The sequence below is a fragment of the Flavobacterium nackdongense genome (assembly GCF_004355225.1).
Taxonomy (GTDB): domain Bacteria; phylum Bacteroidota; class Bacteroidia; order Flavobacteriales; family Flavobacteriaceae; genus Flavobacterium; species Flavobacterium nackdongense.
Window position 1 is genome coordinate 2,371,130 of the sequence record NZ_CP037933.1, and the last position, 16,948, is coordinate 2,388,077.

At 37.8% G+C, this 16,948-nt stretch carries 10 protein-coding genes; 1 reads left to right on the forward strand and 9 read right to left on the reverse strand.

Annotation, left to right across the window (positions count from 1 at the left end; genetic code table 11):
• The first annotated feature begins 322 nt into the window (after window positions 1–322).
• The gene (locus E1750_RS10140) at window positions 323–799 is read left to right on the forward strand and encodes a regulatory protein RecX (RefSeq protein ID WP_133276662.1); all 477 of its coding nucleotides are present in this window, start codon (window positions 323–325) and stop codon (window positions 797–799) included.
• 109 nt (window positions 800–908) lie between these two features.
• Here E1750_RS10140 and E1750_RS10145 read toward each other — a convergent pair whose 3' ends face one another.
• From E1750_RS10145 to atpD, 9 genes are all read right to left on the reverse strand, one after another.
• On the reverse strand, window positions 909–6,794 hold the full coding sequence (locus tag E1750_RS10145; protein ID WP_133276663.1) for a T9SS sorting signal type C domain-containing protein: 5,886 nt from the start codon (window positions 6,792–6,794) through the stop codon (window positions 909–911).
• A gap of 219 nt (window positions 6,795–7,013) precedes the next feature.
• Window positions 7,014–8,168: a beta-ketoacyl synthase N-terminal-like domain-containing protein gene (locus E1750_RS10150; protein WP_133276664.1), complete on the reverse strand. Its 1,155-nt coding sequence runs from the start codon at window positions 8,166–8,168 to the stop codon at window positions 7,014–7,016.
• 120 nt (window positions 8,169–8,288) lie between these two features.
• Entirely contained in the window at window positions 8,289–9,560 is a 1,272-nt protein-coding gene (bioA, locus tag E1750_RS10155; RefSeq protein WP_133276665.1) for an adenosylmethionine--8-amino-7-oxononanoate transaminase, read from the reverse strand.
• Window positions 9,561–9,649: 89 nt separating this feature from the next.
• Window positions 9,650–10,270, reverse strand: coding sequence for a dethiobiotin synthase (gene bioD / locus E1750_RS10160; RefSeq protein WP_133276666.1), 621 nt, complete (start codon window positions 10,268–10,270; stop codon window positions 9,650–9,652).
• 38 nt (window positions 10,271–10,308) lie between these two features.
• Entirely contained in the window at window positions 10,309–10,710 is a 402-nt protein-coding gene (locus E1750_RS10165) for a GxxExxY protein (RefSeq protein ID WP_133276667.1), read from the reverse strand.
• A 42-nt stretch (window positions 10,711–10,752) separates the two neighbouring features.
• A complete protein-coding gene (locus E1750_RS10170; RefSeq protein WP_133276668.1) occupies window positions 10,753–11,946 on the reverse strand; it encodes an aminotransferase class I/II-fold pyridoxal phosphate-dependent enzyme in 1,194 nt (397 codons plus the stop codon).
• A 62-nt stretch (window positions 11,947–12,008) separates the two neighbouring features.
• Complete coding sequence (locus E1750_RS10175) at window positions 12,009–14,510, reverse strand: glycoside hydrolase family 9 protein (RefSeq protein ID WP_133276669.1); 2,502 nt, start codon at window positions 14,508–14,510, stop codon at window positions 12,009–12,011.
• 329 nt (window positions 14,511–14,839) lie between these two features.
• A complete protein-coding gene (locus E1750_RS10180; protein WP_133276670.1) occupies window positions 14,840–15,124 on the reverse strand; it encodes a FoF1 ATP synthase subunit delta/epsilon in 285 nt (94 codons plus the stop codon).
• 84 nt (window positions 15,125–15,208) lie between these two features.
• Complete coding sequence (gene atpD / locus E1750_RS10185; protein ID WP_133276671.1) at window positions 15,209–16,720, reverse strand: F0F1 ATP synthase subunit beta; 1,512 nt, start codon at window positions 16,718–16,720, stop codon at window positions 15,209–15,211.
• Between the last annotated feature and the right edge of the window lie 228 nt (window positions 16,721–16,948).

A 16,948-nucleotide genomic window follows, 5' to 3' on the forward strand; every position in this document is an offset into this window, starting at 1 on the left:
TTTTAATATTACTATTCTTTAAAACAAGATCCACTTATACATTTAAAAAATGTAGTTCGCCAAAATAAAATTAGCTGTACTAGTTTGAAGGATTACACTTTTAATTTTTAACACATAGATTGCTATAAATCAGCATCTAATAGTTATTAAAGTTAAAATAATTTTACTCTATTCTATAATATAATCGACAAAATACATCGTTTTCGGTTTTAGTACTGAATTTTGGTGATAATAAAAATATTTCTGTACAAAATTTAAAATAATACCTTTGTTCACCATGATTTATACCGCTGTTTTTCAGCACAAAACTTGAATCAATTAAATGAAAGACGTTTTCACTATAAAAGAAGCCATACACAAAATAGAAAATTTCTGTGCCTATCAGGAACGTTGTCACGATGAAGTCGTTTCTAAATTGTGGACGATGAAAATGGATTCAGACGAAATCGACCAAATAATGGTGCATCTCATTGCTGAAAACTTTATCAGTGAAGAGCGTTTTGCTTGCAGTTTTGCCAGAGGGAAACACCGAATCAAACATTGGGGGAAAATTAGGATTGTGAATGAATTGAAGTTCAGAAACATATCACAAACCCTCATCAATATTGCGCTAAAAGAAATCACTCCCGAAGAATATTTGGAAACCTTTCACACATTGGCCGAAAGGCATTGGGATTCCATTCGAGAAACTAATGGCTTGAAAAAGCGAAAAAAATTCTGTGATTATCTGCTTCGCCGTGGTTTTGAAAGTAATTTAGTTTATGATAAAGTCAAGGAATTAGAAAATAGTGCTCAGTAATCAGTTTTAGAGTATTTAGTGGCCGCATTGCAGATCAAAAATCACCAACTATTTTTGACTATTAAACCATAAAAAATGGTTCAACCGGTTTTTTATTGGTTTACTTTAGCTAATAAATAATTTTATCCGAAACCGTACTGCCATTTTCTAAAGTTGTTTTCACAATCAAAGCCTGATGGCTGCTAATAAAATCCGCGAGTATTAATTCGTTACTGCTTAGTTTGTCTTTTTGATAGATTTGTCTTCCGGCTAAATCGAAGATTGTGACTTTTTCTATGGTTTCGGCAAAAGAATTGATTTTTATCTGTTTGTTCTTGATGGAAACCAACACCTGACTGGATTGGACTTCCGGATCTTTTAGTCCTAAAGTATTATCTTTAAAACGGAGTACAAAACGGTCATTAAATGTTCCGGCAAGGGTGCTAAATATATAGTCTTGCGCTTTGAGATTAACGATGTTTTTTGTCAATTTGTCTTCAAGAAGCACCTCTTGATTTTTCAACAAACCATCTGCTTCATCAATTTTAATTGTAAAACTACCTGCAACGTCAATTCTATATCCTAGGCTAACTTCATCATTTTCGTCAAATGGCAAAGCACGACCTTGCACGGTTAAATTCTTCTCCTCATTGATACTATAGAAATCAAGAAAATCATTGCCATCAAAACTTTCGCCATCATACAGGTTGTCCCAAGAATTCGTTGCTCCCGTTATGTAGCCGACTAAAGTTTGCTTGAAAGCACCTTTTGAATTGGTCAGGTTCAACCAAACACGATTTTTTTCGATGCTGGTATTTGTTTTAGTTTTAAGATTTCTAGTTTTAAAAAAATCGGAATTGTTTGAAGGACTTGAGCCGTCTACTCGCATAGCATTGGTAAAGTTTACTGGTCCTCCGGCACTTGTGCTAGTGGTAAAAAAACTTTGTCCAGCTGCAATATAGCCTGTAGGTTTATTAGAAATTTGTTCGACCCCCAAATCCAATACTTTATCAGGACTAGCATCGACCCATTCACCGGTATCGAAAACATCATCTCCGTCTGTATCCGTCCATTCGCCAAAGTCTTTAACAGAATCGTTATTTGAATCCGTCCACTCCCCCAAGTCCAATCGACCATCTTTATCAATATCCGTCCACTCTCCTGTTTCGGCAAAATTGTTTTTATTATAATCAGTCCATTCCCCTGTTTCCAATGTACCTATTACATTGGCATCGATCCATTCCCCCTTATCTAATGTGCCATTGCCATTGTTGTCTGTAAATTCACCTGAATCTACCACTCTATTTTTATTACTATCTACCCATTCAGGGGTTGTATTTCCTGCTTTAGTTGCTACGCCTCCTGCGAGAGTATAAGTTGCATAATCATTGCCTGAATAGGCATAAAGTCCCGTTCCTGGATTGGGTGTACCAATAGCAATTGGAGTATTATGTGTCCAGAAATAAAGGGTTCCATCGATAGCGCTTGCATTTGCCAAGATAAAAGCATCTGCATCTAGCGCCGATGGATAGGGATTTCCAATAAGATTCGAGGATGCTCCGCCTACAACTGCGATGCTTTGATTTCCATTAACAGGTTCTCCAATGAATGAATTTACCAAAGGGCCAGATGGCACACCACGAATAATATATCCTTTTCCTATGGCCATATTCGTAGTTGCTGGATCGGCTGCTTGATCCCAATCATTTGCTGTTGGATTAAAAGAATAAAACTTATCCAACTTTGTTAAAGGGGATAAATCTAGTAATTTTTGATTTGCAACAGGCGATGACCAGTAGGTATAATCAAATTGTCCACCGCTAAAATTTCGCTTGTAGGTGATGCTTCCATTATTCGTTCCTATATAATTAGTGGTTTGCACCAAACTGGCATTATTCTCGAAAGTTAAAGTTCCAGGTGTATTTACGGTAAGTTTACCTCCTAATTTTAAATACCTTCCCGTCGGAAAAGTTACTGTTCCGGAATTTACCGTACAAGCACAAGCGGTGACATCTGTGTTTTCTGAATAATTTCCAGTAAATTCAATGTTATGGTCCGCCGTTGGGGCACCAGATGGTGACCAAGAGGTCCCGTTCCAAGTCTTAGTTGGTAATGGGTTAATCGTAATCAATGTTGGTTGCGAATTTCCGCAAGCACTAGTGGTATAAACTTGATAAACTCCTGGCGCTAGACCTGAAAAGACTCCGCTGGTATTTGTTATTAACGCAACATCGGGGACAGTTCCGTCTACAGTATAACTTGTAGCTCCAATAATGGGTGGTGGACTAACTGTAATTTTTCCGGGAAATTCACAAGTTTGTACTACTAAAGTAGCATGTTGTGGCCTTGTATTTGTTGCAACATTTAAAAAACCAGTGGTGTTTTCAAAATAAGTATCATCGGTGTAAGCTGGCATAGGTATAGGACTAGTTGAACCCCAACTTCCATCTTCTCTTCCTAAACAACCGAGAGTTAGCGAATCAATGGTGTAAACTGTGCCTGTATTTAGGCTCGCAGATGCGGTACCATTTATTGTTAAATTTGCAGCTATGGTTGTAGTCGCTGAAACTGTTTTTATCCCATTATTACCTAAAACTAAATTAGTGTACGCATACGTTCCAACTGCTTGATTTCCAGTCGAATTGTAATATACCGTTCCCGTGCTTGGAATGAGTGATCCCCCAGTCATTGTACCACTATTTATAAACTGCAATGAGCCAGAACCTGTAAACTCAACCACATTGCGTTGGGCAGAGCCATTCATAACCAAATTGCCCGAAGCGAATACTATCCCTGTCCCTATAGTCAATTTAGAAACAATACTATCGCTTCCTGTATCAGTAAAATTAAATGAGCCAACACTTAAGAAACCAACGCCTACGTTAATATCTCTATTTGCGCCTGATCGAACTATTACTTGGTTATTAACTTTTATCGAATTGCCGCCAATTATGGATAGTGAGCTAGCGCTAGGGCCATCCAAAAATATCAGATCTCGAATTCTTCTTGGATCTACGGTTGTAATGTTACCATTAATATTGTGACCAGGTTGTATATGAACAACTCGTAGATCTACAATTTGTCCAGGATATCCTTCAGCAGCAATTGGTGTGGCCCAAGCAGATCCTGTCCATCTTTCCCAAGTTGTTAAACTATTCCAATTGCCACTGCTCACAGATCTGTAATCCCCAATCCTAGGATTTACAGTTAAAGCTCCGTCAGTATAGGTAATTGTATAATTTGAGGCAGCGAAAGTTCCACCAATAGCAGCCGTTGGCACTATCGGATACGTTCCTATTAATGCACTGCCTACTGCACCTGTACTAGCAGTTGTTATTGTACCAATAGTCTGACCAGCTTGTAATCCAGTAGAGGTAAAAGCTGTAGAAACTGCACCTACGGTAAATGTATCTAGATATTCCTTTAGACCATTATTCGCTGTTATAGTTAGGGGAGCCTTTGCTATAGAAAAAGGAGCATCAACGAAAGTTCTTGCTACAAAATCACCATTAGCAGCGACACTAGCACTTAAAATATAATTACCTGCATTAGTAGGTGGTGTTGCTGAAGGACCATAGGTTGTCCCCCCCGAATTAACATAACTAAATGTGGGTGTGCCTGTTCCACTAATGCTGGCTGAACCTTGCTGGTTGCCATTATAAACATAGGAACTGAGTGGGATTATATTTGGAGTAGACTTGGTAACGGTTATTATACCAGCCGTTGTGTTGGTGTTAAAATGCGAATCATCGTTGTATGTCGGTGTAGGGGAAGATGCGGTCGAACCCCAAGAACCGAGTAGTTTACCATCAGTATCAAGAATCAAGGAATTAACTGGAATATTTGCACCTGTTGGTAATTGTGCCTTTGCAGAACCAGAGATGGTCAAAGTACCTGTAATAGTTGCAGCTGCATTAATTGTTTTTACACCAGCATCCGTCAAGGTTAGATTGTTGAAAGAATATGCACCAATGTTTTGATTTGCACTATCTGAAAAGGAAACCCGTCCTGAACCAGCAACTATTGTTCCCCCTAAAATTTGACCACTACCGCCATCTAGTTGTAAAGTGCCGCTGCCACTAAAACGAATCGCATTTCGTAAACTATTACCTCCCATTGCGGCATTTCCGTTTCCTAAGTATACGGTACCGTTTCCTATTATTATTTCGGAATCGATACCATCATTGCCTGTATCCTCTATCAGAATATTTCCGGCATTAAGACGCCCATTCCCTACATTAATCGTTCTAGTAACACCCGTTAACGTACTTGGTCTTATTCTTATTCCACCAGATGCCCCAAGTGTGCTTGTACCATCAATAGTTAGTGAACTAGTAGCAGTTCCCGCGGAAAGTTCTATTCTCGATGCTCTATTTGCATCAGGAACAAAAATCGTTCCGCTAGTAACAGCGTGTCCGTCGCTAATATAAACCACCCCTGTTCCAGTTGTTTGCGATGGATATGTGGCAGGTGGAGTTACCCAAGCCGAACCATCCCATCGTTCCCAAGTGTTCACATCTGTCCAAACGCCACTAACTCTTGATCTATAATCTCCGGTAGAGGCATTCGAAACGGTCAATGTGCCATTAGTGTAACCAATAGTATAATTTGCAGCGCTAAATGTTCCTCCTACAGCAGCTGATGGAACAATAGGATATGAACCAACAATAGCAGTATTTATTGCTCCTGTGCTAGCGGTAGTAATTGTTCCTATAGTTTCGCCATTTTGTAAACCAAACGAAGAAAAAGCAGTTGAATTGGCGCCCACTGTATAGGTAAGACCCACTAATTTTGAGTCGCTATTAGCTGTAATTGTTAAATTCTTTTTTGCTATGGTAAATAACGTTGGGGCTGAAGTTCTGGAGGCATAAGTACCGTTGGCGGCTACCGTAGCAACTACTGTATAATTCCCCGCATTGGTAGGAGGAATTGCTGTTGGCCCATAAGCAGCCGCCCCTGAATTTTGATAACTATAAGTATAACTTGTTCCTGTTCCAGTATTAGTGGCAGTATTTGGCCCTTGTGGTACTCCCGTGTAGGTGTAAGTTCCAATTGTCGGTGTAATGTCTGGTGTAATGTTTGTAACAGTAATAATTCCTGTCCCTCCCGTGGTATTATCAAAATAAGTATCGTTTTTCACAGCAGCAACAGAAAGGGTAGAGCCGTAAGTGGATGCCGTTTGTCCTATTGCTGAAAAAATAAGTGATGGAATTGTAAAATTGGATGTTATTCTAGCTTTTGCTGTACCTGTTATAGTTAAGTTATTAGCGATGGTCGCCCCGGACACGATTGTTTTTATTCCTGAACCCGATAAAACTAAATTATTAAAATTATAATTATTTATCGTTTGAACACCCGTCCCATTAAATTCTACCGTTCCTGTTCCAGCAACAAGAGAACCTCCACTTAAAGAAATCGTCGACGCATTGGTTACGAAAAAACCTGAACCATCAAAAATAATCGCGTTCTCATTAGCCACACCCAACATACGCGCCTCTGTACCCAAAACTGTTACTGAGCCAGAACCAATTCTAAGTTCGCAATCGTTATTTGGACCCTGAGTATCATTCAAACTTAAAATCCCTCCTATAGCAAGACTTCCTGCACCCACATTTAATATGGCGTCCCCATAATTTACTCCTGATCCCGGCGAAGCTATGACCACATTCCCATTGATCTCAATAGAAATATTTGGGTTAATATTCAAAACTGCGTTAGTGGCAAGTGGAGTAAATTCTAGTCTTGTGGGTTTGTTTGAAAAGATGCTTACATCTGCGGTCACCGTCGTGTTATCACTTATAAAAACTCTACAGGGAAGAGATTGACCAGGATAATCAGGTGCGACCACCCAGGAAGTTCCGTTGTGTCTTTGCCAAGTGCCTACTGTTGACCAATTACCAGATGATACTGACCGATAATCTCCTGAAGTCTGCCCGTAAGTTGAACATACAAAACAAAATATCATTAAAAAAAATAATGCAACACGCATTTTTAGGTTAAGTAAATATATTCTCATATATCCTATTGAAAATTTAATTGCTTTGCGACGTGGGGGCACATCCGCATCAGCAATTCTATTGAGGTTGCAAGATCATCATAATAATCGATTGTAAACTTGTCAAATCAATCATTTAGAGGTAGTAAATCAATCAAAAAAAAGCACTGCTGTTGCTTGGGTTAATTTTTATAGCAAATGGCAACGCCTACAAATAAGATCGTTTTACCTTTCTATTGGTTAAATTCCCAACAAAATACTTACCGCATTACCTCCAAAACCAACCGAATTTATAAGTACGTACCGGATTTGTTTTCTTGGTTTTGGAACTTCGGCAAAGGGTACGCCGATAAATTCCTGATGTTGCAGCATCAAAATGGCCATTTCCACACTCAACATTCCCGAAGCACCAAAAGTGTGTCCAATTTTCCATTTGTTGGTCGTAAGCATTGGCAAATTAGTTCCAAATAGTTTCTGGATGGCTTTGTATTCGGTCAAATCGCCGGCTTTGGTTCCTGGTGCGTGCATTACGATGGCGTCAACTTCGGATAAATCGGTATTTCCTAAAGCCATTTTCATCGATTTTTGGAAACAAGTCGCTTCTGCCGAAATGGAAATATTGTGTTCCAAAATTTCTGTAGCATAACCGATACCTTCTACATAAGCGATTGCGTTTTCTTTACGCCCAATTTCCAAGCAACACACTGCGGCACCTTCTCCAAGAATCAAAGTGTTTTGCTTTTTTTCTAAATCTAAAGCACGACAAGGCCATTCGTCTTGACTGTTCGAATAAATTTTTAAGGCTCTCATCTGGGCGACAGTAAAGTCGGTCAAAGGCGCTTCGCTTCCGCCAACCAGAAATTTGTCCGCCATTCCAGCACGAAGCCAAGCCACTCCATTCAACAAAGCGTGCAAAGCCGTGGAACAGGTAATGGAATGTGAAATTTCGGGACCTGTACTTTGCAAATCGTGGGCAACCCAAGAGGAAATATTGCCCAAAGTAGTTGTAGGCGATGCCAAAGTTTGAGCTTTACCCGTTTCTAAATATTCTTGAAAGTGTTTTTCAAATAAATCTGTAGCGCCACGAGAAGAACCAATATTAATTCCGAAACCGTCGCTAGAAGTCCAACCCGCATTAACAATCGCCTGACGCGATGCTGCCATCGCATACAAAACAGAGGCATCTAAAGACTTGTATTTAACATCCGATTGCCTTAAATCCTCAACGAGTGCATTGGAATCGGAATCCAATTTGGCAACCAAGGTGTTTTTATGGTCCAAAAAATGTTCGGTAAAACAGTGGTGGTTGTTTTTATAATTTTCCCAAATCATCTTTGGGTCATTCCCCAACGGAGAAATGGATGCTATGGATGTTATGGAGATAATTTTTGACAAGGCTGTTCTTTTTGACACGAATTTCACGAATTAGCACGAATTTATTCTTCTTAAATTTCACGAATTAAAAAATAATTTGTGGAAATCTGTGGAATTCGTGTCTTTTAATTATCAGCAAATTTAAACTATTTCCAATGCTTTTTCGACTACTTGATACACTTTTTGCAATTGTTCGTCTGTGATGACATAAGGAGGCAAAATGTAAACAATATTCCCCACAGGTCTCAACACCACACCATTTTCGATAAAGAAATCGTAGAGTTTATTACGCAAACTTCCATAGTAACTTGCGGCAGTTTCGGTTTGTATTTCCAGAGCAAAAATGACTCCGAGCACGCGAGTTGTTGTCACTTTTGGATGCGATTCAATATGTTTTTGAAACTCCAAATGTCTTTTGTTTACTCTAGCAATATTGTCTTGCATTTCTTGGGTTTGCAACAATGACAAACTCGCCAAAGCCGCCGCACAACCTGTTGGATTTGCCGTAAAAGTATGTCCGTGGAACAAGGCTTTATTGATGTCTTCGTCATAAAAAGCATCAAAAATGTCTTTTGTAAATGTCGTAATTGCCATCGGAATTGTCCCACCTGTCAAAGCTTTCGACAAACACATCATATCAGGTTGTTCGGTTAGATAATCACAGGCAAAAGTCTTTCCTGTTTTACCAAAACCCGTCATCACTTCATCGGCAATCGTGAGTACATTGTTTTCTTTACAAATTCGGATTAATTTATTCAAAGTTTCTGGTTCGTACATCACCATTCCTGACGCTCCTTGTACCAAAGGTTCGAATATAAATCCGGCACAATTATGATTTTTTATGGCTTTCGCCAAAGCATCGAAACTGTCTTGTTCGCGCCCTTTGATTGGAACGGGAATTCGAACAATATCAATCAGCATTCCTTGAAAAGCCTCAGTAAAAAAGGAAATGCCACTAGCTGCCATTGCGGCAAAAGTATCACCGTGGAAAGCATTATCGAAAGCGATTATCGTAGTTTTCTTTTCGCCTTTATTAAAAAAATATTGCAAAGCCACTTTGATTGCCACTTCTACAGCAGTCGAACCATTGTCCGAAAAAAATAGTTTTTGTTGATTATTGGGCAAAATTTCGATTAACTTTTCGGCCAAAATTATCGCTGGTTCGTGCGTAAATCCTCCGAAAAGGACGTGTTCCAGGGTGGTTAGTTGTTTGTAAATCGCATCGGCAATAAATTTATTGGAATGGCCATACGGATTCACCCACCAAGAAGCGATGGCATCGATGTATTCTTTGTTGTTTTCGTCCCAAAGCAAAGCCCCTTCTCCTCTTTTTATTGCAATAGGAAGTGCTGCCGTTTTATGTTGGGTATAAGGATGCCAAAGGTATTGGCTGTCTTTTTCTTGTAAAGTCATTTTTAGAGAATATAGAGAAAAGAATATAGAGAAAAGACTAGTCTCAATGAGGTACAAAGATAAAATCTATTTTCTATGTTCTCTTCTCTTTAGTCTAATTTTAAAAGATTCTCTCGAAACAAATCGGCGTATTCTTTAATAACATTTTGATCAAAATAAGGTTCTTGTTCGATTCTTCCAATGCATTTGACTCCTGTTTTATTCAAAATTATGGATTCTGTCGCTTTATTTTCTCCTCCGCTAAAAATAATTCCTGCCACCTTAATTTTTCTGTTATTTAAGGCTTCGATGGTCAGCAAAGTATGATTGATGCTTCCCAAATAATGTCTGGAAACGACAATCACTTTATAGTCTTTTTGGATTAAATCGATAACACAATCATTGTCATTTAATGGAACCAATACTCCTCCAGCACCTTCAATTACTAAATGATTTTCCGTAGTAGGTTCGGTTATTTTATGCAAATCAATTGTAATTCCATCGACTTGGGCGGAATAATGTGGACTCGCTGGGGTGTTGAGTTTATAGCTATTTTCAAAAATTTGGGATTTGGAATTTGAGATTTGGGATTTAACTTTATGACTGTCCGAATTATCCAAATCTCCCGCTTGGATGGGTTTCCAATAATCCGCTTGGAGCGCTTCGACAATAATAGCTGAGGCAACTGTTTTGCCTACGTCGGTTGATATTCCTGTTATAAATAGTTTCATAGAAATTGGGCCACAGATGACACGGATTTAATGGATTATCACGGATTTTTTTTATTTTGTTTTCTATCGTTTGTATATATTATACGTTTAAATTCCGGGTCTTCTCCAAAATTTAACAATAAGCCGACTTCAATTTCAGTTGCTTTGAGATAATTCATTAATTGAGCGGAGTGAACCTTCATAAGGAGTTCACAAGCTTTTAGTTCAACAATTACTTTGCCTTCAATCAATAAATCTGCAAAATATTCTCCAATTAACTGATTTTTGAAATAGACTTTAATTGGTTTCTGTGCTTCCACTTTATACCCTAAAGATTTTAACTCAAAGTACATTGCATTTTGATACACTTTCTCTAAAAAACCATACCCTAACTGGTTATAAACATCATAATAAGTCTTTAAAATCGAATCCGTAGTTCCTTTATGAAGTAAATTTGACATTATTTATCCGTGTTAATCTGTAAAATCCGTTTAATCTGTGGGCTAATATACAAAAGTGCTCAACAACCCTAGCACTTCTGATATTTCTGCTGCCGAATTGTAACTGTGCAAACAAAATCGTAATCTCTCTTGTCCTTCGGGGACAGTTGGCGACAAAATGGCTTTGACATCAAAACCTTTTTCCTGAAGTTGACCAGCGATGGATTTTACGTTTTGATTACCCGGAATGATGGCCGATTGAATGGCCGATTTACTTCTGACAAATAGTGGTTTCAATCCCAATAGGTTCTTTTCTTGATTGAAATGAACGATATTATCTCTAAGTTGTTCGATGCTTTCTTTTTCTGATTGTAAATGCTGGTAGGCAATTAAAATCGTGGCAACCGAATGTGGCGAAAGCCCCGTAGTGTAAATAAAACTTCTGGCGAAATTGACGAGATATTCCTTTAATTCCTGATTGCCCATAATAGCGGAACCGTGACAACCTAATCCTTTTCCGAAAGTCATTATTCGGGCAAAAACTTGGTCTTGCAAACCTAACATTTGAACCAATCCTTCTCCTCCCGAGACTTCGGGATCGCCAAAAACCCCTAGTGAATGTGCTTCGTCAACCACTAAATAACAATTGTATTTATTAGAAACGGCGATCAATTCTTCCATATTCGGACAATCGCCATCCATAGAGAAAACGGATTCGGTTACGATAAAGATGGAAGATGGAAGATGGAAGATGGAAGAGTTTGACCTATTGCTTTTGTTGCTCTCATTGAAATTAACAATCAATCGTTCTAAATCTTCAAAATCGTTGTGCTTGAATTTATAGGCTTTGGCGTTCGAAAGTTGAATTCCGTCGCGAATAGAGGCGTGACACAATTCATCGTACAAAATCAAGTCTCCTTTTTGGGGAACAGAACTGAAAAAACCCACATTGGCATCGTAACCTGAATTGAAAATTAAGGCCGATTCCGTTTGATGAAATTTTGCGATATAGTCTTCCGCTTCTTGATACACTTTGTGATTTCCTGAGATTAATCGAGAACCTGTAGCGCCGTTTTGAATGCAATTGTTATCCATTAAATACTGGTGCGTTTCCTCAAAAATAGCTTTGTTTTTCGAAAAACCAATGTAATCATTAGACGAAAAATCGATTAAATCATTTGGTGCAGCTAATTTTCGCAAAGCGTTGTTATGCTTACGGGTTTCAAGTTTAGCGGTGAGATTTTTTGGAAACTTCATAAGGGCAAAGTTAGACAAAAAAAAATCCGAATAGAAAATCGATTATTAGCTTAAGTATAAAATTATTCTTTTAGAATTTTTATTGTATTTACTTTCTCTTTATCACTAACTTTTAAAAAATAAACTCCCTTGGTTAGGCTATGAATATTGATAACAGATTCGTCTTTTGAAAGTACTTTTTTAAAAACTGTTTTCCCATTGACATCAAAACCATCAATGGTTAAAACATCATTAAAATTATTATTTCTTCCAATATGAAGATCCCCTTTTGTGGGATTTGGATAGATAATCAAATTATTCAATGGTGTCGATTTATTTTCATTGATGGCTAACGATTGATTTTGATAGTATTGCAAAGCATTTGTTGCGTAAGCTAATGGTGCGTTCCAATTGATGGTGACTTCATTAGTGGAATAGGAACACCAAGTATCTGAATATTTTCCGGCTTTTGTAGTACTTGCATAGGCGCAACCGTCTGCATTATTTGAGTTCTGAGGCCCTCCAACTAACATGCCCGGCACTGGCAATGCAATACCATCAGCTTCAGAAATTCGATGATGTGGTTTTAGTGGAGAACTTTCTCCGAAACCAGTTACAAAACTAATTCCAACCGCATTTCTTCCCAATAAATAATCCATAGCTTTATAGGCTGCATTCAAATATGAACTGTCATTGGTCGCTTTGTAAGCACTTAATAAAACAACTATTTGATTGGCTGCCATCCCGTTGCTTCCCCAATTATAGTCATAATTGTCCATCGTGGTTTCGACTACATTGTTGGCAACATTATTTTTTAATGTATTTGCAATTGCCGTTAACTTATTTAACACTTGAGTTGTATTTAATTGCACAACATTGGGGTTGGTTAGGTTATTTGCAATGGACAATATCCCTAAAGTACTTGTACTCTGCCAACTAGGAACGCCTTGATTGGTGAGATAAAAATAATTTACATCGTTGTTATATTGGGCTTCTCCCGTACTAATAAATAATTCGACTGCCGCCCATTGGAACTCATCATTTACATTATTATCTTCATACGCTCCTGTTGAAACACCACTAGGATTTGCAGTAAAATACATAGACGGGTTGTTTTTTGCCCAAGTATAGGCTTCTTTCGCTGCCGCTAGTAAAGTTGCGCTATAGCCCGGCTTCTGCGTATTATAATCGGAAAAAATTCTAGAAGCTATAGCCATTACTGCCGCAAAATTTAGTGCTGCGGAGGTCGATCTTCCAATAACATAACGTTGCAAATTATAATTGGCTGGCATTATCACTCCTTCAAAACCTAATCCTGACAATTTGTGGTAGACAGATCCGTCACCACCATCGGACACTCTATTTTGCATGGTCAGCATCCAATCTAAATTCCAAATCGCTTCATCAAGAATATCAGGTAAATTATTTGTAGATTCTGGAATATTTAAATTTTTGGTTATAAAATGAGATTTATAATTTTCAAATGCTGCTAGCAAAGTATAGGTACTAATACCACTATTCACAATATATTTATTCAAATCACCAGCATCATACCATCCTTTGGGTGATGCAATAGTTGTATTTGTTGGTCGATTTGGTGTAGCGGCTGATGAATGCACTTTTACCAAATCATCTGGCGTTCCCGAACTTCTTGCCCAGGCACCGCCGTTGGTGGGTGTGATTTCGGATGAAGCTCTGTTATAATAAAAATAGCGTATCGAAGCATTGGATAATTCTTCAAGAGGATTGTCGGCAATGGTTATTGTCATCTCGGACTGATCTGTTTTAACGGTATATGTACCATTTGTGCCAATTGAAGATAAATCTATTTTTGCACCATTCAAATCTGCGTCAGACCAATAGGAGCTTGACGGCGACACTCCAGATAAAATGACTACATTACTACTATTGAATACTTTATAATTTTGTGGTCCGAAGGCGGTAGTAGATAGTAAATTTACCGCTTTATCTCTATTTTTGAAATAACCTACTTGATTCGCGCGTATAAAAATTGGGGGAGCAATAACCTCTAAGGGCTGACCAAATGAAATCCAATCGATGTCAATGGTTCCATTGTACTTTCCTGTAGCATCATTTACAAAAAATATTATATTTTTTATTGTAGTATTGTTAACCGTGCAAGGTGCAGCCGCACTAGTACAAGGGCTACCTCCATATCCACCATCCTGAAATTTTCCAGTGTAAAGTATCTCAAAAATTTGATATGTTGTAGTCAAACTGATGGACGAGGCGTTTCTATTGGTTACAAAACCTGCTCTGTCTTGCAAATCGATACGTAAACTAGCACCACCTGTTCCTTTAACTTTAATATAAAGTTTGTTATTACCTGATATATTGATATCCTTCAAAGCCCCGTTATCGTGAATACCATAGCTTATCGCGGCATAAGCACCCGCGGTTCCATTGCCTACTATTCGCAAATTTTCGCTTACCAAACTAGTACTATAAGCAGCAGAAGGGTATGCTGTATTGTTGATTCCTTGATTAAAGTTATCACTATACACAATCTGACTTGCCACAAAATTGATTTGAGAAAAAAGCAATAAGACTAAAATTTTCTTCATTTTTTGCTGATTTATAGAATATTAAAAATAACACCTCCAAATTTATATAAACAAAATGTTAGTTTTTAATACTTAAAATTCATTTTATGATTCATTATTTACTTTCAATTAATATAAAATTCACAGAAGCATAATGAATTAATTTTACCCAAATCTTTAATACAATTAAACATTTATATTATTAAGTCAGCGTTTACAATAATTAAAAGTACATCGCCAAGATATTTATCTAAGCTCTTAGCAAAACAATCCGCTTTTAAAGTTTTTAATAAAAAACAAAAAAGCCAAACATCACTGCTTGGCTTTTAGTTCTTTATATTCAAATTGTCTTAGTCGGCTAAAACAATAACTTTATTGTCTTTCATTTCGATAGTTCCAGAATTGATCGCTAATGTGTAGTTCTGATCGTTTACTTTAGTGAACAATGCTTCGGTTGCTTCGTCGGTAAAACTGAAACTTGAAGCTGCAATTTTCACCAATCCTTTTTGAAGTAATGAAACTATTGGAGCGTGGTTATTCAACATTTGAAAATACCCATCGACTCCGGGAAGTGAAATGGAAGTGATTTCGCCTGAAAATAATTTTGCTTCTGGGGATACTATTTCTAATAACATATTTTATAGAGTTAGAAGATGGAAGATGGAAGATGGAAGAGAAGCATCTTACTTCTAACTTCTAACTTCTGACTTCCAACTTAATTACGCTTCTGCCAACATTTTTTCTCCTGCTTCGATAGCGTCTTCAATAGTCCCTTTAAGGTTGAAAGCGGCTTCTGGCAAGTGGTCTAATTCTCCATCAATGATCATATTAAATCCTTTGATGGTGTCTTTAATGTCAACCAAAACTCCAGGAATACCTGTAAATTGTTCTGCTACGTGGAAAGGTTGTGACAAGAAACGTTGTACACGTCTCGCTCTTGATACTGCTAATTTATCGTCTTCAGAAAGCTCTTCCATACCCAAAATCGCGATGATATCTTGCAATTGTTTGTATTTTTGAAGAATTTCTTTTACCCTTTGTGCACAGTTGTAATGCTCATCACCAATAATGTGAGGCGCTAATATTCTAGAAGTAGAATCCAATGGATCTACCGCTGGATAAATACCTAACTCAGCAATTTTACGTGACAATACAGTTGTTGCATCAAGGTGAGCAAATGTTGTTGCTGGCGCCGGATCCGTTAAGTCATCCGCAGGAACGTAAACCGCTTGTACCGATGTAATAGATCCTTTGTTTGTAGATGTAATACGCTCTTGCATCGCTCCCATCTCTGTTGCCAAAGTTGGTTGGTAACCTACCGCAGATGGCATACGACCCAAAAGTGCCGATACCTCAGAACCTGCTTGTGTAAAACGGAAGATGTTATCTACGAAGAACAATACGTCTTTTCCTTGATCTGAACCTGCTCCATCACGGAAATATTCTGCAATAGACAATCCTGAAAGTGCCACACGAGCACGAGCTCCAGGAGGTTCATTCATTTGACCGAAAACGAAAGTAGCTTTAGACTCTCTCATTCCTGGCATATCTACTTTAGACAAATCCCAACCTCCATTTTCCATAGAGTGCATGAATTCCTCACCGTATTTTATAATTCCTGACTCCAACATCTCACGAAGCAAGTCATTTCCTTCACGTGTTCTTTCTCCTACTCCAGCGAATACAGAAAGTCCACCGTGACCTTTTGCAATATTGTTAATCAACTCTTGAATCAATACCGTTTTACCAACACCTGCACCACCGAACAATCCAATTTTTCCTCCTTTTGCATAAGGCTCAATCAAATCGATTACTTTGATACCTGTAAATAAAACCTCAGATGAAGTGGATAAATCTTCGAATTTTGGAGCTTGTTTGTGAATAGGCATTCCATTTTCGCCAGATTTTGGTAAGTTTCCTAAACCATCAATAGCATCTCCGATAACGTTGAACAAACGACCGAAAACATCTGCGCCAATTGGCATTTGAATTGGAGCTCCTGTTCCAACTACTTCATAACCTCTGCTCAAACCGTCTGTTGAATCCATCGAAATGGTACGAACTGTGTTTTCACCAATGTGAGATTGTACTTCAAGAACTAAAATAGTTCCGTCTTTTTTTGTGATTTCTAATGAATCATAAATTTTTGGAAGTTCAACATCTTTACCGTTGAAAACTACATCGACAACTGGTCCGATGATTTGGGCAACTTTTCCTATTACTTTTGACATTGCTTATGTATTTATTAAATAGCTATTCTGATTTATGAAGTACACTTAGCTGTAACTATTGGCTAAATGCTTTTTCAGTGCGCAAAGGTAATTTTTTAAAATATAAAAATCAATACTTTTTTTATAAAAAAACTATAGCTTTCATTTAAGTATATAAAAGCGCCGCAAAAAAGGATGAAAAAGTCTATAAACCAAAAAACCACCACTTTAAGAGTGATGGTTTGTATC